At 65.3% G+C, this 17565-nt stretch carries 13 protein-coding genes, 1 tRNA gene and 1 riboswitch; of the genes, 3 read left to right on the plus strand and 11 right to left on the minus strand.

The window, feature by feature from the left end; translation table 11 throughout:
- Positions 1 to 13: 13 nt before the first annotated feature.
- On the plus strand, positions 14 to 5884 hold the full coding sequence (locus ACWYRN_RS16965; protein ID WP_488688746.1) for an alpha-2-macroglobulin family protein: 5871 nt from the start codon (positions 14 to 16) through the stop codon (positions 5882 to 5884).
- Positions 5884 to 8034, plus strand: coding sequence for a penicillin-binding protein 1C (pbpC, locus tag ACWYRN_RS16970; RefSeq protein ID WP_488688747.1), 2151 nt, complete (start codon positions 5884 to 5886; stop codon positions 8032 to 8034). Before ACWYRN_RS16965 ends, pbpC begins: the two co-directional genes overlap by 1 nt.
- Positions 8035 to 8068: 34 nt before the next feature.
- Here the strand turns inward: pbpC and ACWYRN_RS16975 are convergent, their stop codons facing one another.
- Together ACWYRN_RS16975 and ACWYRN_RS16980 are read right to left on the minus strand one after the other, a co-directional pair.
- The gene (locus ACWYRN_RS16975; protein WP_488688748.1) at positions 8069 to 8428 is read right to left on the minus strand and encodes a hypothetical protein; all 360 of its coding nucleotides are present in this window, start codon (positions 8426 to 8428) and stop codon (positions 8069 to 8071) included.
- Between the two features lie 119 nt (positions 8429 to 8547).
- Complete coding sequence (locus ACWYRN_RS16980) at positions 8548 to 9441, minus strand: DUF3667 domain-containing protein (protein WP_488688749.1); 894 nt, start codon at positions 9439 to 9441, stop codon at positions 8548 to 8550.
- 687 nt (positions 9442 to 10128) lie between these two features.
- Here ACWYRN_RS16980 and ACWYRN_RS16985 point away from each other — a divergent pair.
- Positions 10129 to 10437, plus strand: coding sequence for a hypothetical protein (locus ACWYRN_RS16985; protein ID WP_488688750.1), 309 nt, complete (start codon positions 10129 to 10131; stop codon positions 10435 to 10437).
- 205 nt (positions 10438 to 10642) lie between these two features.
- On the opposite strand, the gene ACWYRN_RS16990 is transcribed toward ACWYRN_RS16985, so the two are convergent.
- The 9 genes from ACWYRN_RS16990 to ACWYRN_RS17030 form a co-directional block, all read right to left on the minus strand.
- Positions 10643 to 10718: transfer RNA gene (locus ACWYRN_RS16990), tRNA-Lys, on the minus strand.
- A 72-nt stretch (positions 10719 to 10790) separates the two neighbouring features.
- Positions 10791 to 11546: a tol-pal system protein YbgF gene (gene ybgF / locus ACWYRN_RS16995; protein ID WP_488688751.1), complete on the minus strand. Its 756-nt coding sequence runs from the start codon at positions 11544 to 11546 to the stop codon at positions 10791 to 10793.
- 115 nt (positions 11547 to 11661) lie between these two features.
- Positions 11662 to 12186 carry a peptidoglycan-associated lipoprotein Pal gene (gene pal / locus ACWYRN_RS17000; RefSeq protein WP_488688752.1) on the minus strand — a complete coding sequence of 175 codons (525 nt, stop codon included), beginning with the start codon at positions 12184 to 12186 and terminating at the stop codon, positions 11662 to 11664.
- A gap of 37 nt (positions 12187 to 12223) precedes the next feature.
- A complete protein-coding gene (gene tolB, locus ACWYRN_RS17005) occupies positions 12224 to 13489 on the minus strand; it encodes a Tol-Pal system beta propeller repeat protein TolB (protein WP_488688753.1) in 1266 nt (421 codons plus the stop codon).
- Between the two features lie 28 nt (positions 13490 to 13517).
- Complete coding sequence (gene tolA / locus ACWYRN_RS17010; protein WP_488688754.1) at positions 13518 to 14552, minus strand: cell envelope integrity protein TolA; 1035 nt, start codon at positions 14550 to 14552, stop codon at positions 13518 to 13520.
- Between the two features lie 15 nt (positions 14553 to 14567).
- Complete coding sequence (locus tag ACWYRN_RS17015) at positions 14568 to 15002, minus strand: biopolymer transporter ExbD (RefSeq protein ID WP_229439367.1); 435 nt, start codon at positions 15000 to 15002, stop codon at positions 14568 to 14570.
- Positions 15003 to 15020: 18 nt separating this feature from the next.
- Positions 15021 to 15704: a protein TolQ gene (gene tolQ, locus ACWYRN_RS17020; protein WP_229439366.1), complete on the minus strand. Its 684-nt coding sequence runs from the start codon at positions 15702 to 15704 to the stop codon at positions 15021 to 15023.
- A 25-nt stretch (positions 15705 to 15729) separates the two neighbouring features.
- Positions 15730 to 16134, minus strand: a complete 405-nt coding sequence (gene ybgC, locus ACWYRN_RS17025) for a tol-pal system-associated acyl-CoA thioesterase (protein ID WP_229439365.1) — start codon at positions 16132 to 16134, stop codon at positions 15730 to 15732.
- A gap of 397 nt (positions 16135 to 16531) precedes the next feature.
- Complete coding sequence (locus ACWYRN_RS17030) at positions 16532 to 17278, minus strand: SDR family oxidoreductase (protein ID WP_488688755.1); 747 nt, start codon at positions 17276 to 17278, stop codon at positions 16532 to 16534.
- A gap of 136 nt (positions 17279 to 17414) precedes the next feature.
- A riboswitch (ZMP/ZTP riboswitch) is annotated at positions 17415 to 17519 on the plus strand.
- Positions 17520 to 17565: the final 46 nt, after the last annotated feature.

Consider the following 17565-nt stretch of genomic DNA (forward strand, 5'->3'; position numbering starts at 1 on the left):
AGTGTTGTTTCTGATGGCTTTATCTTGCTGCGCGCAGGCGGCGCAGTCCAGGGGGGCGGGGCAGACCTCCGCCTCGACTCCGGCCGCGACTCCGGCTTCGGCCGCAGCCCAGTTGCTGGCCCAGGCGCCGGCCGCCCCGGCCCCGGCGCAGACAAGCGTGGAGTCATTCTCGCCCGAGGGCGAAGTGCGCCAGGTGCGCCAGGTGACGGCGCGCTTCACCCAGCCCATGGTCGCTTTTGGCGATCCGCGCGGCGCCGACCCCTTCATCATCGACTGTCCGGCCAAGGGCAAGGGCCGCTGGATCGACGGCGCCAACTGGAGCTACGACTTCGACGCCGATTTGCCCGGCGCAACGGCCTGCCGCTTCACCCTGCGCGACGACAGCCGCGACCTGGCCGGCAAGCCGCTGGGCGGGCAGCGCGCCTTTGCCTTTACCACCGGCGGCCCGGCCGTGGTGCGCACCCGGCCTTACGAGGGTTCCGGCCAGGTCGACGAAAACCAGATCTTCGTGCTGGCGCTGGACGCCCAGGTGGCGCCGGCCAGTATCGCGCGCCATGCCTGGTGCCGCGCCGAAGGCATCAACGAGAAAATCCCGCTGCGCGTGCTGGAAGGCGAGGAGCGCGAACGCATCCGCGCCGTGCAGCGCGACTTCATCGACGGCCACCTGGGGCGCTGGTTCAAGGCACGCGGGCGCAGCTGGCGCGATAACGTGCCGCTTTCCGGCGAACTGCCGCTGGCCGTGGTGCAGTGCCGCCGCACGCTGCCGCCGAGCAAGGAAATCGCGCTGATGTGGGGCAAGGGCGTGGCCGCGCCGAACGGCATCGCCACCACCGAGGACCAGCAGCTCGACTTCCGCACCCGTCCCGACTTCACGGTCTCGGCCCGCTGCGAGCGCGTGAATGCGCGCGCCGGCTGCGTGCCTTTCCTGCCGGTGCGCGTCGGCTTCAGCGCGCCGGTGGCGCTGCAGGATGCCCAGGCCATCGCCCTCGAAGGGCCGGGCGGCAAGCGCTACCCTGCAAAGTTCGACGACGAGCATGCCGGCCATGTCACCGGCATGTCGTTTTCCGGCCCCTTCCCGGAACGCGCCGAATTGCGCCTGCTGCTGCCTCCCGGCCTGAAGGACGATGCCGGCCGCAGCCCGGTGCTGCGCGCGAAGACGAAACTGGTCCTGCGCACCGACCGCCAGCCGCCGCTGGTGAAGTTCGCCGCGCCCTTCGGCATCATCGAAGCGCGCGGCGACCGCATGTTGCCGGTCACGGTGCGCAACGTCGAGCCGGCCCTGGCCACCGCCGTGCGCACGAGCGGCGCCAGCCAGCGCGTCAGCCGCGAGGAAGACGTGCTGGCCTGGATGCGCAAGGCGAGCAGCGGCCAATACCACAGCCTCGAGGAGCAGGTGCTGGGCAAGGGCGCCGAGGGCAGCATCGAGCGCTTCGCGCTGCCCAAGCCGAACGGGCGCCGCGCCTTCGAGGTCATCGGCATCCCGTTGCGTAAACCCGGCTTCTACGTGGTCGAGCTCAGCAGCCCGCAACTGGGGGCGGCGCTCAACGACAAGGGCAAGCGGGCCTACGTGCACACCGCCGCCCTGGTGACCAACCTGGCGGCCCACTTCAAGCATGGGGCGGCGTCCTCGCTGGTCTGGGTGACCTCGCTCGACAAGGGCCGTCCGGTGGCCGGCGCCCAGGTGGCGGTGCGCGACTGCGCCGGCAAGCCGCTCTGGAGCGGCAGCACCGACGCCAGCGGCGTGGCGCGCATCCGCAAGGAACTGCGCGCATCGCGCTGCACGTCCGGCGGCGGCTTCTTCGTTACCGCGCGCAGCGGCGAGGACTTCACCTTCACGTTGTCGGAGTGGCAGCGCGGCATCGAGTCCTGGCGCTACAACGTCTCCACCGAGGGCGTCGACACCGACAGCCGCCTGGTCGCCACCGTCTTCGACCGCACCCTGCTGCGCGCCGGCGAAACCGTGCACATGAAACACTTCCTGCGCCGCCGCGTGGCAGCCGGCATCGCCCTGGTGCGTGCCGGCGACAAGGCGCCGCAGAACTTGTCGCGATGGGCCGATGATGAGGCCGACCAGGCTGGAGAGGGTGCGGCCGCCGACAAGGGCCCCTTGCCGGCCAAAGGCTGGCTGGTGCATGGCGGCAGCGGCGAAAAGGTCGCCTTTGCCCTGCGCTGGGATGCCGGCGGCGCCGCCCTCGGCGAATGGAAGATCCCGACGGAAGCCAAGCTCGGCGAATACCAGGTCGTGATCGGCGGCCAGGTGGCGGGCGAGTTCCGGGTCGAGCAGTTCCGCGTGCCGACCATGAAGGCGCTGCTGAAAGGGCCGAGCGGGCCGGTGGTGGCGGGGCGCGGCGTCAGCATCGACGCCCAGGTGAATTACCTGTCCGGCGGCCCGGCCGGCCTGGCCCCGGTCAAGCTGCGCACCGTGCTCGAATACGGCGGCGTCGCGTTCCCCGGCTACGAGGGCTTTGCCTTTGCCGCCGGCGACGTCAAGGAGGGCATCGAGCGCGAAGGCACGGGCTATAACGAGGACGGCTATGACGATGGCTACGAGGGCGGGGAGGCGCCGGACGAGCAGGCGAATACAGCCGAAGGCAGCGAAGCGGCGGCAAACGCCGCGCGCACCCAGAGCGCCACCCTCGACCGCAACGGCGGCGCGCGCATCGCCGTGCGCGATTTGCCGCCGATCGACGGCCCGCGCACCCTGCTGGCCGAGCTGAGCTACCAGGACGCGAACGGCGAAACGCTCACGACCGCGACCCGGGTCAGCCTGTTCCCGTCGGAGGTCATGCTCGGCATCAAGACCGTCAGCTGGCTGAACAAGGAGCCGATCAAGCTGCAGGCCGTCGTGGTGGACGTGCACGGCAAGCCGGTGGCGGGGCGGCAGGTCGAGGTCGACCTGTTCCAGCGCACGAGCTACGCGCACCGGCGCCGCCTGGTCGGCGGTTTCTACGCCTACGAGAACAGCAGCGAGATCAAGCGCATCGGCGCGGCCTGCAGCGGCCAGACCGATGCCCGCGGCCTGCTGGCCTGCGAGGTGGCGGCGCCGGTCCAGGGCAACCTGATCCTGCGCGCGCGCACCCAGGATGCCGACGGCCGCGCGGTGGTCAGCCACACCGAGGCCTGGGCCGGCGCCGGGGCCGAGGCGCGCGACGACAACTGGTTCGAGGTTGACGACAACGACCGCATCGATTTGCTGCCGGCCAAGCCGCGCTTCGAACCGGGCGAGGATGCGCGCTTCCAGGTGCGCGCGCCGTTCCGCTCCGGCACCGTGCTGGTGACCGTCGAACGCGAAGGCATCCTCGAGACCTGGGTACGGCGCTTCTCCGCGAAAGACCCGACCATCAGCGTGCCGATCAAGGGCAGCTATGCGCCGAACGTGTTCGTGTCGGCCATGGTCGTGCGTGGACGGGTGGCCGGCGTGCAGCCGACCGCGCTGGTCGACCTCGGCAAGCCGGCCTACAAGCTCGGCATCGCCGAGGTGAAGGTGGGCTGGGCGGCGCACGAGTTGAAGGTCGCCGTCAGCACCGACAAGGAGGTCTACAAGGTGCGCGACCGTGCCCAGGTGCGCGTGAAAGTCACGCGGCTTGACGGCAAGGCGTTGCCGGCCGGGGCCGAGGTGGCCCTGGCGGCGGTGGACGCCGGCCTGCTCGAGCTGATGCCGAATGAGAGCTGGAAGCTGCTCGAAGCGATGATGCGCCAGCGCAGCCTGCAGGTGCAGACCTCGACCGCGCAGATGCAGGTGGTCGGCAAGCGCCACTTCGGGCGCAAGGCGGTGGCGCACGGCGGCGGCGGCGGGCGCGGCATGAGCCGCGAGCTGTTCGAGACCCTGCTGCTGTGGCAGGGCAAGGTGAAGCTCGATGCCAAGGGCGAAGCCACGCTGCCGGTGCCGCTCAACGATTCGCTGACGAGCTTCCGCATCGTTGCCGTGGCGAATGCCGGGGCCGGCCTGTTCGGCACCGGCGCCACCGACATCCGCAGCACCCAAGACCTGATGCTGATGTCGGGCCTGCCGCCCCTGGTACGCGAGGGCGACCGCCTGCGCGCCGGCTTCACGCTGCGCAACGCCTCCGAGCGCAGCCTGCAGGTGCGGCTGAGCGCGAGCGTGAGCGCCGACGGCGGCCAGGCCCGGGCCCAGGCCCCACAGAACGTGCGCCTGGAGCCGGGAGAGTCGCGCGAGGTGGGCTGGGACCTGACGGTGCCGCAGGCCCAGGCCCTGCGCTGGCAGGTCGATGCGCGTACCGGCGAAGGCGGCATCGGCGACAGCCTGCGCATCGTGCAGAAGGTGACGGCGGCGGTGCCGGTGCGCGTGTTGCAGGCCACCTTGCTCCAGCTCGACGCGCCGAAGACGATTCCCGTGGCGCGTCCGCAGGACGCCTTGCCGGGCCACGGCGGCATCCGCACCACGTTCACGCCGCGCCTGGCCGGCAGCATGGCGGGCGTGCGCGACTACATGGCCGCCTACCCCTACACCTGCTTCGAGCAGAACACCTCGCGCGCCGTCGCGCTGCGCGACACAAAGATGTGGGAGGGCCTGGCCGCCACGCTGCCGGCCCACCTCGACAGCGATGGCATGCTGAAGTATTTCGCCAGCATGCTCGAAGGCAGCGACAGTTTGACGGCCTACGTGCTGTCGGTCACGAGCGAGGCCGGCTACGCCATCGCGCCCGAGCAGCGCGAGCGCATGGAGGCGGCCCTGGTCGCCTTTGTCGAAGGCAAGCTGACGCGCGGGCAATCGCTGCGCAGCGGCGACCTCGCGGTACGCAAGCTGGCCGCGCTCGAAGCCCTGTCGCGTACCCAGGAAGTGCGCGACGCCTGGCTCGAATCGATCCGCATCGAACCGAACCTGTGGCCGACCTCGGCCGTGCTCGACTGGTACCTGGTGCTGCAACGTACCCCCGGCCTGGCCGAGCACGACACCCACCTGGCCCAGGCCGAGCGCATCCTGCGCGCGCGCCTGACCCTGGCCGGCACCACCATGGGCTTTTCCACCGAGGCGGGCGACGACTGGTGGTGGCTGATGGCCTCGCCCGACGTGAACGCCAACCGCCTGCTGCTGGCAATGCTCGACAATCCATCCTGGCAGGGCGACATGGGCCGCCTGGCGCGAGGCGCCCTGGGCCGCCAGCAGCGCGGGCGCTGGAACACGACGCTGGCGAATGCCTGGGGCGTGCTGGCGATGGAAAAATTCTCGGACAAGTTCGAGGCCGCGCCGGTGACCGGCAACAGCAGCGCCGTGCTGGCTGCCAGTGCGGGCAATGCAAGCGCCAACCCTGCCACCTGGAGCGGCGCCGTGCCCGCGACCGTGCTGCAGGCCTGGCCGCAGGCGGGCAGCGGCCAGCTCACGCTGCGCCACGAAGGCGGCGGCAAGCCCTGGGCCACGGTGCAGAGCCTGGCCGCGGTGCCCCTGAAGGCGCCGCTGTCCGCCGGCTACCGCATCAAGCGCACCGTCACCCCGGTCGAGCAGGCGAAGCAGGGCGCCTGGAGCCGCGGCGACGTGTACCGCGTGAACCTGGTCATCGACGCCCAGTCCGACATGACCTGGGTGGTGGTCGACGACCCGATCCCGGCCAGCGCCAGCATCCTCGGCAGCGGCCTGGGCGGCGATTCGCAGTTGGCGGGAGGCGGGCGCAGGAGCGGCGGCTGGGGTGGCGATACCTGGGGTGGTGGCGGCTGGAGCTATGGCGGCCTCGAATACGAGGAGCGCACCCATGGCGCCTTCCGCGCCTATTACTCCTTCGTGCCGAAGGGCCAGTTCAGCATCGAATACACGGTGCGCCTGAACAACGCGGGCAACTTCAGCCTGCCGCCGACGCGGGTCGAGGCGATGTACAACCCCGAGACCTTCGGCGAGCTGCCGAATCCGGCGCTGGCCGTGGGGCCGTGATGCGCCGTTCGATGCTGTTGCCGGTGGTGCTGGTGCTGTCGGCCGCCGTCCACCTCGGCGCCTCGGCGGCCATGCCGACGCCGCAGCAGGTGCGCGCCGCATGGAAGCCGTCCAGCGCGCGGCTGCTCGACCGCCACGGCGTGCCGGTCGAATCGGTGCGCATCGACATGCGCGTGCGCAGGATGGCCTGGACGCCGCTGGCCGACATCTCGCCGGCCCTGGGCCTGGCCGTGCTGCAGGCCGAGGACGGACGCTTCATGGAGCATGGCGGCATCGACCTGCGCGCCATCGGCCAGGCCGCCTGGGACAATGTGTTCCGCGCACGCCCGCGCGGCGCCTCGACCATCACCATGCAGCTGGCCGGTTTGCTCGACGCCGAGCTGCGCGCCGGCGCGAACGGACGCAACTGGACCCAGAAATTCAACCAGGCCCTGGCCGCGCGCGAACTCGAAGCCGGCTGGAGCAAGGCCGAGATCCTCGAAGCCTACCTGAACCTGGCCAGCTTCCGCGGCGAACTGCAAGGCGTCGCCGCCGCCTCGCAGGCACTGTTCGGCAAGGCGCCGTCCGGGCTCGACCTGGCCGAATCGGCCATCCTGGCGGCGCTGCTGCGCGCGCCCGGCGCGGCGCCAAAAACAGTGGCCATGCGCGCCTGCACAATCGCCGCCGAGCTCAAGGCGCGCACCGGCTGCGCCAGCATCGAGTGGCAGGCCGAGGTCGCGCTCGGCCGTCCCGCCGCTGCCGCCATCAAGGGGCAGGCGCAGATGGCGCCGCAAGTGGCCAATCAGCTGCTAGGCACGGGCGGGCAGGACGTGCGCAGCACCCTCGACGCCGGCCTGCAGCGTTTCGCGCTCGACTCGCTGCGCCGCCACCTGCGCGAACTGAACGACCGGAATGTCGCCGACGGCGCCGTGGTCGTGATCGACAACGCCAGCGGCGAGCTGCTGGCCTATGTCGGCAACGGCGGCAAGGGCGAAGTCGACGGCGTGGCCGCCCTGCGCCAGGCCGGCTCGACCCTGAAACCCTTCCTGTACGAGCTGGCGCTCGAGCGGCGCCTGCTTACTGCCGCCTCGCTGCTCGACGACAGCCCGATCGACGTCGCGGGCGAGGCCGGCCTCTACGTTCCGCAGAACTATGACCGCCAGTTCAAGGGCTATGCCAGCGTGCGCACCAGCCTGGCCAGCTCGCTGAACATCCCGGCGGTGCGCACGCTGCTCCTGCTCGGGCCGGAACGTTTCCACGGCCGCCTGCAAGACCTCGGCATCAGCTCGCTGAAGGAAGACGCGGCTTTCTACGGCCCCTCGCTGGCGCTGGGCTCGGCCGACGTCTCGCTACTGGAACTGAGCAACGCCTACCGCACCCTGGCCAACGGCGGCCTGTACGGCCCGGTCACACTGCGCGCCCGCGCGCCCGCGTCCAGGCCCGGGCCGAAGCAGCGCGTGCTGGACGCCGGCGCGGCCTGGATCGTGGGCGACATCCTGTCCGACCGCGGCGCGCGCAGCCCGACCTTCGGCCTGCGCAGCGACCTTGCCACCGCCTACTGGAGCGCCGTCAAGACCGGCACCAGCAAGGACATGCGCGACAACTGGTGCGTGGGCTATTCCACACGCTACACGGTCGGCGTCTGGGTCGGCAATTTCGACGGCCAGTCGATGTGGGACGTCTCCGGCGTCTCCGGCGCGGCGCCGGTCTGGCGCGACGTGATGGACTTCCTGCACCGCGAACATCCGCCCCGGCAAGCCGCCGCGCCGGACGGGGTAGTGCGGCGCGAACTGCGCTACGCCCCGGCGCACGAGGCCGCGCGCCAGGAGTGGTTCCTGCGCGGCACCGAAACCAGCCTGGTCGAAGCGGTGGCGCCGGAACGCCGCACGCCGAAGATCATCTACCCGGTCGACGGCAGCATCCTCGCCACCGATCCCGACATCCCGGCCGAGCGCGAGCGCGTGCTGTTCCAGGCCCAGGCCGGCCAGGGCCTGCGCTGGCGTCTCGACGATGCCGAGCAGGGCGCCGCCGATGCCGTCCTGGCCTGGCGCCCGGCGGTCGGCCCGCACCGCCTGGAACTGCTCGACGCGGCAGGCAAGGTACTCGCCACCAGCCGCTTCGAAGTACGCGGCAACCGGGTGCCGGCAGCGGACCAGAAGCCCGGCTTATAGATGAGCTCGTTCTATCGCGAAATCCGATGGCAGCTCACTTGCCGATCCAGCTGCGCTCGCCAAGCCGCTGGCCCTGCGGGAAGCGCTGGTGCCGGATCAGGATGCGTTCGACCGGACCGTCCGGCAGGTATTCGATCGTCAGGTTGCCGTCTTGCGAACTGAGCAGGTTTGGCGACACGGGGAACACCCGTTTGCGGTAATGTCGGTTCAGGTCGGCATACAGCTGCTGGTCGACCAGGCTGAGGCGCACGTCAAGGCCGCTCGCCAGCCGGTATTGACCGGCAACGGCGTCTTTCAGGTCTTGCGCATCGCCACGGTCCATGGAAGCGGCGGCAAGGGCGGATGAAAAGAAAGCGGTGGACGACACGAAGGCAAGGCAAAGCAGGGCACGCATGGCTGTCTCCTTCATCGAACGTTGAACGACACGACTGACGAAGGTTGGACAGGCCGGGTTTCAGCGCGACTGCACGTATGTATTAAATTTTGCTGCAGAAACCCGCGAAATGTACCGGCTCAGGCCTGGTTCACGATGCCGATGAATTCCACAATCAGTGTCGCCGCGCCAACCACCAGTACATGTGCAGTCACCAGCACCAGCCAGCGGCAGCACGTGGCGAAACGGCTTCCGCCATAGACCCGCTGCATAGCCATCGGCAGATAGGCTATCAGGCAGAGAAAGGGAATGATCTGGAAAATGTCCCATGCCGAAAGCACGTCGCTGGATACGCCCTTCAGGAATGGGAACATCGCGGCCCATCCTATGCTTCCAGGTATGACGATCATCAGGCTGACAACCAGGAAGGCAAACGCATTGGTATGCAAGGCAAACACCAAATGCTCGCCGTAGTGGAAGTTGGAGCGCCGGTAAATCAGTTTCAGGTACAGCGCAAAGAGCGGTAGTGCGCCAATCAGCATGTAGGGCGCATATGCAAGGAATCCGTGATTCAGCGCCGCGCTTTTTTCCTTGTCGGTTTGTTTGAGAAAGTTGTTCAGCTTGTCCTGCCAGTGTGTATTTACCTTGCCTATGGCGGCGATGGCGTCCTGGATGCTGTCGTTCACGGTTGGGGATTCGTCCGTTGTTTCCGCATGCTGCGGGTCATGCACCGCCAGCGTGAAAATCGCTCTTGGCGTCTTGCCTGGAGCATAAGTTCCCGGAGCCGCGTGGCTATACGTAAAGCCGAACTGCCCGTCTTCGATCAGCAACTGGGGCAGTTCAATATGAAAGACAATAATGAGAGCAAACAGGATCAGACTCAGGGTCAGATACAGCCGCAACGGCGGAATATACGGCATGCGGCGCCCAGCCAGGAATTCCTTTGTCAGTTCGCCAGGACGCAGGACGAGCAACTTCAGCGTTTGCCAGAGCTTGCCTTCCAATGCCACGTAATGGCCGACGAATTCATGCACGAACTCACCCGCGCTCGGGACGTGGGCATGGGTCGGCTCTCCGCATTTTGCGCAGAAGTTATCGGTAACGATAGCGTTGCAACTGCGGCAGTGTGAGGCGGGAAGAGCGGAGTGCGGGGCAAGGGTACTTTATACGGCAGCAGTCTGCATGGTATCTGTTGCAAAAGTTTCCAAACAAACACATGCTACCTCAAGCCTTGGCAACGCGACAATGCCAGCGTGCGGTTGTTGAAGAAAGCCGACAAAAGAAGTAAGGGCGCTAAAAGAAGAGAGCAGGTAAAAAAAGGCCCGTGATTGCTCATGGACCTGTCAATGCTGTCGGATCGGCCGATCTGCCCGTCATGCTCTAGACCAATTGCTCAGCCGTTGGCTCATCAGGTCGAGATGTTGTGGTTCCACTCGAAGTGACCTGATCGCACCAGCGGCATGGGATCATCGAGTTTGCCCCGCGAATGCATCGAGGCTTGCGACTATTTCGCTCAAGACATCCTTTTCGTTCAAATGCTATTTTTGCGCCATTAAGCAAATGGGCAACGTGACCGACTGCAGGGCAGAACTCGGTCCGGACACATCAAAGGTGGCGACAAGCGTATGTGGAAAAACAAAAGCGTAGGCGATTCCCATATTTTCGACTATATGTCGCCGGACACGTGGTGCCCCTCGCAGCTGGCCAAAGAACGTTCAGCCATGATCGCCCTGCTGGAGGGACAGGTTTCTACAGATGAGCAAGGCTGGCTTGATCTGGCCCGGCGCCTGCCCACTGGACTGCGCAGTGCACTGATCAAAGAGCTCGCAGCCGGCAACTCGATTGTCTCGATCTCGGATACCGGATGGCCCCATCCGGGCAGCATCGTCGTCACCATGTGTGAACGATTTCACGTGACTCGCCGGGCGCCGCCGCATGGAGTGTCATGGCGCGCGGTAAATGTCCCGCATTATTGGCGCGAAGAACTGAGCGAAAACAGTAGTGGCATCGAATTCTTGCTGATCACGTAAGCGTGGCATGGCAGGCGCCTCGCTGAGCGACGCCTTCGGCATTGCTTGTCCACACAAATCGCGGAGAGCGCCATGCACGTGCTCTACGAAGTGCGCGGTCGTGCGAGCGTAACAAGTACGGCGCAGCAGTAGAAGAGGAAGAGCTCCAGAAAACAAAAAAGGCCCCATGATTTCTCATGGAGCCTTCAGTGCTACTGCGCATTCGTGGTAGGCCGTGCGGGATTCGAACCTGCGACCAACGGATTAAAAGTCCGCTGCTCTACCAGCTGAGCTAACGACCCGAAAGAAGCAAGATTATAGGGGTGAACACCGATGCTGTCAAATGTCCACGCTTAAAATCTTGCCGTGGAGCCTTATTTGAGTACCGCCAGCCGGTCCTTGGCCGATTGCGCCGCCTGGGTGCCCGGGAACTTGGACACCAGCTGCTGCAGCGTCTTCTTCGCCTTCGGCAGGTCCTTCAGTTCGGCATAGCTGGTGGCCATGTTCAGCATGGCGTCGGCCGCCTTCGGGCTGGTGCCGTAATTGGTGGTCACGATCTCCTGAGCCGCGATCGCTTTCTTGTAGTCGCGCTGGGCGTAATAGGCGTTGCCCAGCCAGTACTGCGCATTCGCGGCATAGGCCGAATCCGGATAGCGCTTCACGAAATCCTGCAGCGCAGCGGCGGCAGCCTTGTAGTCGCCGCCCTTGAAGGTTTCCATGGCAGTGTCGTAGGCCTGCTTTTCCGACGGCAGCACTTCAGCGGTCTGGCCGTCGATGTTTTCCTGGCGCGGCTCGAGTTTCTTGATGCGGGCGTCGAGGTCGGCGTACAGGGTGCGCTGGCTGTTTTGCGCCTTGGCGATTTCGTTGGCCAGCACTTCGATCTGGCCGCGCAGCTTGGCGATCTCGGCCATGGTGCGCTCGTTCTGGTTCAGCATGTCGAGCGTCGCGGTCTTGTCGGCCTTATTGTCGAGGCGGCCGTTCAGGTCGCGCGCGATATTGTCGACTTTGGCGCGCAGGTCGAGGATGGCCTTGCGGGCTTCATCGTCGTCGAGCAGGCCGGCAGAGGCCTGCAGCGGCAGCCAGGCAGCGATCAGCAGGCAGGCAAGACGGGACGGAACCAGTTTCATCATGTCGTAGTTCTTTCTAAACCAGTGGGGCAAAGGAAAACGGGGCGGGTTGCAGTCTGCACTGCACCCGCCCCGCTGTCAATTAACCGGGTCTTAATACGACCCGGACGCGACAGGATTACTGATAAACGATGTCGGCGCGACGGTTTTCAGCCCAGGCGGATTCGCCCGAACCGGTTGCCTTTGGCTTTTCTTCGCCCAGCGAGACGGCTTCCATCTGGCTTTCCGACACGCCCAGCGATGCCATCGAACGACGGACGGCTTCGGCGCGCTTCTGGCCCAGGGCCAGGTTGTATTCGGTGCCGCCGCGATCATCGGTGTTACCTTGGATCAGGACTTTGCGGCCCTGGTTCTTGGTCAGGTAGCCCGAGTGGTTGGCGACGACTGGCTTGCCGTCTTCGCGCACGACGTAGCTGTCGAAGTCGAAGTAGACGCTGCGGTTGGCCAGCACGCCTTGTGGGTCGTTCAGTGGGTCGACGGTTGCGGTTTCGACTGGACGCACGTCACGTGGGTCGGCGGCGGCGGCGACTGGCGCAGGCGACTTTTCTTCGACTGGCGCTGGTGCGTCCGGCACTGGGGTTTTGCACGCTGCCAGCAGGGCAGCGGAGGCGATGATGAATGCGAGGCTCTTGGTATTGCGCATGGTTTCTCTCCTGGTCTTGGTTAGTGATTTACTGCTATTACTTCATGAAAGGACCCCAGCTGGGCTCCCGAATGTTTCCCGCTTTGGTGGTCAAACGTTGCTTGACCCGTCCATCCACCGAAACCACGGCCAGCGCAGTACGCCCGCCGCCTTTGTTCGCATACATGATGTACTTGCCGTTAGGCGAAAAACTCGGTTCGGTGGCCCCATCGGCCAGGCGCAGTTCCTGGCCGCTGGCCAGGTCCATCGCAAAGAGGGAATATCCGCCGTCGCGCTGCGAAATCCAGGCCAGGGTCTTGCCGTCTGGAGCCACGCGCGGGCTGATGTTATAGCTGCCATTGAAGGTGACGCGGGTCGCATTCCCGCCATTCACGCTCATTTTGTAAATCTGCGGGCCGCCGCTGCGGTCGCTGGTGAAATAAATGGTCTGGCCGTCGGCCGAGAATTGCGGCTCGGTGTCGATGCCGTTGCTGTTCGACAGGCGGCGCAGGCCGGAACCGTCGGCATTCACGATATACACCTGGTAGCTGCCCGACTTCGACAGGGCGATCGCCAGCTTGCTGCCGTCCGGCGACCAGCTCGGCGCCGAATTGCTGCCTTTTTCGTTGGCGATGACGCGGCGCTTGCCGCTGACCAGGTCCTGCATGTAGATCACAGGCTTGCGGTCTTCAAAGGAAACGTAGGCAACCTTGCCGCCGTCCGGCGACCACGATGGCGAAATGATCGGCTCGCGGCCCTGCACGGCGATGATTTCGTTTTCGCCGTCGGCATCGGCCACGGCCAGCGCGTAATTGCGGCCGGCGCGGTTTTCTTTCACGTAGGCGATGCGGGTCGAGAAAATGCCGCGCACGCCGGTCAGTTTTTCGTACACGTCGTCGGCAATGCGGTGGGCTTGCAGGCGGGTATAGCGCGGCTGCACTTCGCCGCCGAGGGCCGACAATTGGCCGCCCTTGACGGTATCGAACAGTTTATAGCGCACGGCGAAACGGCCGTCCGGCTGGCGCGATACGCTGCCGACGACGAGTGCATCGGCGCCGCGTGCTTTCCAGGCGCCGGCGTCGATATTCGCGCTGTCGCTGATCACCTGGCCGGCGTCGATGACCTTGAATACGCCGCTGCGTTCCAGGTCGGCGCGGATGATGGCCGACACCTGGTCGGGCGCCACGCCTTCGTCGGCAAAGGCGGCGACGGCGACCGGAATCTGGGTGCTGCTGACGCCGGCGATTTCGACGCGGAATTGCGCGTGCGCGGCGCTGCCCATCAGGAGGGAAACGCTGAACAGAAGGGTATGTAGTTTCTTCATGGGCCTCTCAATACTTGAATACTGGTGGTCACTGCAAATCTTTTAACTTGAAGACGAGTGGGAAAGACCGTTCTACCGTACCATCTTTTTTCTTCGGTAGTGGTGACGATTTGTTAATGCCCCTTTCCACTGCTTCGTCGAAAGCCGGAACGCCGCTGCTCTTGGTCTTGCGCACCGACAGGATTTCACCGGTCGGCAGTTGCTCGATGCGGAATTCGACGGTCGGATTACCCGGCTCGTCGCCGCCCGGATAGACCGTATTGCTCTTGACCTTGGCCGCAATCGCCGCCTGGTAACCGCTGTCGAGTTTTGGAGCGCTCGATTTCTGGGCATTGCCGGTCGAACCGGCGGCGCCCGCAATGCGCTTGAGTTCCAGGTCGCGCAGTTTATCGAGCTGGGCCTTTTCGGCGGCGTCGGCTTTTGCTTTCGCGGCTTTTTCGGCGGCGAGTTTCTTTTTCTTGTCGGCTTCGGCTTTCTCAGCCTTTTCTTTCTCGACGGCGAGCTTCTTCTCGGCTTCTTTCTTCTTCTCTTCTTCTTTTTTCTTCTGTTCGGCGATTTCGCGCTTTTTCTGCTCGTCGCGTTCCTTTGCATCCTCGCGGCGCTTCTCTTCGGCCAATTCCTTGCGCCGCTGTTCTTCGCGTTCTTCGCGTTTCTTTTGTTCCGCGATTTCGCGCTCGCGTTCCTTCTTCGCCTGTTCCAGCTTGCGTTCTTTCTCGCGCTGGAGCGCGATGTCCGGCGCAGTCGGTTTGACTGGCTCGGGCTCCACCACTTTCGGCGCCGGCGGTGGCGGCGGTGGGGCAGGCGTTGGCTCGGGTTCCGGTTCCGGCTCGGGTGCCGGCTCAGGTTCCACAACCGGCGCCGGCAGCGGCGGCGCGGCGGCCGTCTCGACCTTCATGTCCCAGACTTCCGCCTCGACCGAGATCGGCGTATTGCTCTGCCAGCTGATACCGAAATACAAAAAGGCCAGCAGCAGGGCGTGCACGGCCAGCGCCAGCAGGATCGCTGGCATGCGGCTCGGTTCGGGCGGCACCGTGTATGGGGCGCCGGGGGAAGCTGGCTTCATTACTGGTATGACTCTTTACTGGGTGGCAAGGCCAACGCGGGCAATGCCCATCTTCTTCGCTTCCGAGATCATCTCGATCACTTCCTCGTACTTGCTTTCGCGGTCGCCGGCGATCAGCACCGGATAATCCGGGTTGTCCTGGTGCAGGGTGCGCAGGCGGGCGAGCAGGGCGGCGCGGTTGTCCATGCTTTCGGCCGGCGTCGATTCCTTGCCGTGGACACCGATCGAGAGTTCCGCGTTCGGCTTGATCGAAATCTGGATATAGGTGTCAGGCGGCAGCGTCGACTTTTCGGCGCGTGGCAAATTCACCACATTTGGCGTCTCGTTCGCTGGCACCGCCATGAAGATGATGAGCAGCACCAGCATCACGTCGATGTAGGGCACGACGTTGATCTCGGATTTCAGTTTGCTGCGGCGCCCGCTGCGCATGCTGCTGCCGGAATAGGCCATGTCGGTTCCTCCTGACTATCAGCGCGACTGGCGCTGCAGGATGTTCGAGAATTCCTCGACGAAGCTCTCGAAGCGGATCGCCAGGCGGTCGATGTCGTGGGTGAAGCGGTTGTAGGCGACCACGGCAGGAATCGCGGCGAACAGGCCGATGGCAGTGGCGATCAGCGCTTCGGCAATGCCGGGTGCAACCACGGCCAGCGTCGCCTGCTGGACATTCGCCAGGCCGCGGAAGGCGTTCATGATGCCCCAGACGGTGCCGAGCAGGCCGATGTAGGGCGAGACCGAGCCGACCGACGCCAGGAAGTTCAGGTGCAGGTCGAGGGCGTCGAGTTCGCGCTGGAAGGCGGCGCGCATGGCGCGGCGGGCGCCGTCCAGCACTGCGCCCATGTCGAGGGCGTCGCGCGAGGCTTGCTTGCCCTTGATGAACTCGCCCATGCCGGCTTCGAAGATGCGGGCCAGGGCGCCGCTCTGGTCGCGCTGGGCGCTGGCGCTCTGGTGCAGGGTGTGCAGGTTGCCGCCGGCCCAGAAGCTGCGCTCGAACTGCTCGGTCTGGCGCCGTGCGGCGCGGATCGCGAACAGCTTGCGGAAGATGTACGACCACGAGAAGACCGACAACAGCAACAGCAACAGCATGATGAGCTGCACCAGGATATGCGCGTTACTGATCAGGGCAATGAAGGAAAGGTCGTGGGTCGGGGTCATCGGTTGGGCAATATTGTCGGTTTATTTAAGCGGCACGCATTTTATCAGCCACGTGGCCGGGGAGCGAGCGCGGCCGTACAGACGCGAGGTCGACGCAGCCGACCTTGACGCTGGCTTCGGCCAGGAGTTGGTCGCCGCGATAGGCCTTCTGCGCGAACTGCACCGAGGCGCGGCCGAGCTTTTCGACCGCCAGGGTCAGCGTGATTTCGTCGTCCAGGCGCGCCGGCGCGTGGTAGTCGATGGTGGCGCTTTTCACCACGAAGCCGGCATTGTCAGAAGCGATCAGGTCCTGCTGGCCAATGCCCGCCGCGCGCAGCCATTCGGTGCGCGCGCGTTCGAAGAACTTCAGGTAATTCGCGTAGAACACGATGCCGCCGGCGTCGGTGTCTTCGTAATAGACCCTGACAGGCCAGGTGAAAACGGAGGGCATGCTACAAGCCATAAATGATAATAGGAAACATTTTACGCTATTCGATTCCGCATATGTACTCCAGCGAACATGGCGGATGGAGAGCGCGACCAGGCGCATGCTGGTGAATTGCCAGGATTGCGAGGTAGTAGACGAGATGCAACCCTGTCAAGACAACAACTGTAACACTTTCTCACAATTATCAGAGGTGGGGCGCACGGTGTGCATATGCTCCAGGCCAGCGGTATTCGTCGCGGGTAATCGCATAGCTGCCGTGGTAGGGTGGGCACTTGTGCCCACGCGGCTCGACCTCTTGAGCAGACCGGACGAAAACAGCAGACATGTAGGCATGAGTCCCATACCGCGTGGGCACGAGTGCCCACCCTACAACAGCAATCCCATCCGTAACGTCGAGCGACTACGCGCGCTTGATGTTGAATGGTGAGAACCCCTGGCAAGTCGGCATCAGCTCGATCAGGTTGACGTTGATGTGCGGCGGCAGGGTCGCGATCCAGTACGCCGTATCGGCAATATCCTGCGCGGTCAGCGGCGTGGTGCCTTCGTACACCTTGGCCGCGGCCGCATCGTCGCCCTTGAAGCGCACGTTCGAGAACTCGGTGCCGCCGCACAGGCCCGGCGCCAGGTTGGTGGCGCGCACGCCGGTGCCGACCAGATCGGCGCGCAGGTTCAGGGTAAATTGCTCGACGAAGGCCTTGGTGGCGCCGTATACGTTGCCGCCCGGGTAAGGGTAATGACCGGCCACCGAGCCCAGGTTGATGATCAGCCCGCTGCCGCGCTCGACCATCGCCGGCAGGATGGCGCGGGTCATGGTCACCAGGCCCTGGCAATTGGTGGCAATCATGGTTTCCCAGTCTTCCAGCGGCGCTTCGTGGGCTGGCGCGGTGCCCAGCGCCAGGCCGGCATTGTTGATCAGCACGTCGATCGGGCGCCAGGATTGCGGCAGCAGGGCCAGCGCTTCCTCGATCGAGGCCTTGTCGGTCACATCCATTTCCACCGGCAGCGCCGATTCGCCCAGCTCGGCGGCGAGGGCGTCGAGGCGGTCCTTGCGGCGCGCCGCCATCACGACCTGGTGGCCGTTGCGGACGAACGTACGCGCCATGTCGGCGCCGAAGCCGGCCGATGCGCCGGTGATGAAAACGATCATGATGAGTCCTCGGGTTGGCTGAACCCGATGATTGTAGCCGAAACAATCATGTTGCCAGCTCTTTAAGGCCACTTGCAGGCAGCCGGGCAGTTTCCTTGCCCTGAATGGGCACATCACATACAATCCGAGCTCCATTTGCGTCTCACGTGACTGGCGAAAACCGCACGGGCCTGGCTCTGCGGCAAGGTGGCTACCACCGTGGAGCGTGAGACCTCATCCGCCGTTCGCCTGGGCAACCGACAAAGTGCACGCGCAGCAGACCTCTGCCGCGCGGCCGGTTGCGTCCA

Source organism: Massilia sp. BAP21 (genome assembly GCF_057801335.1).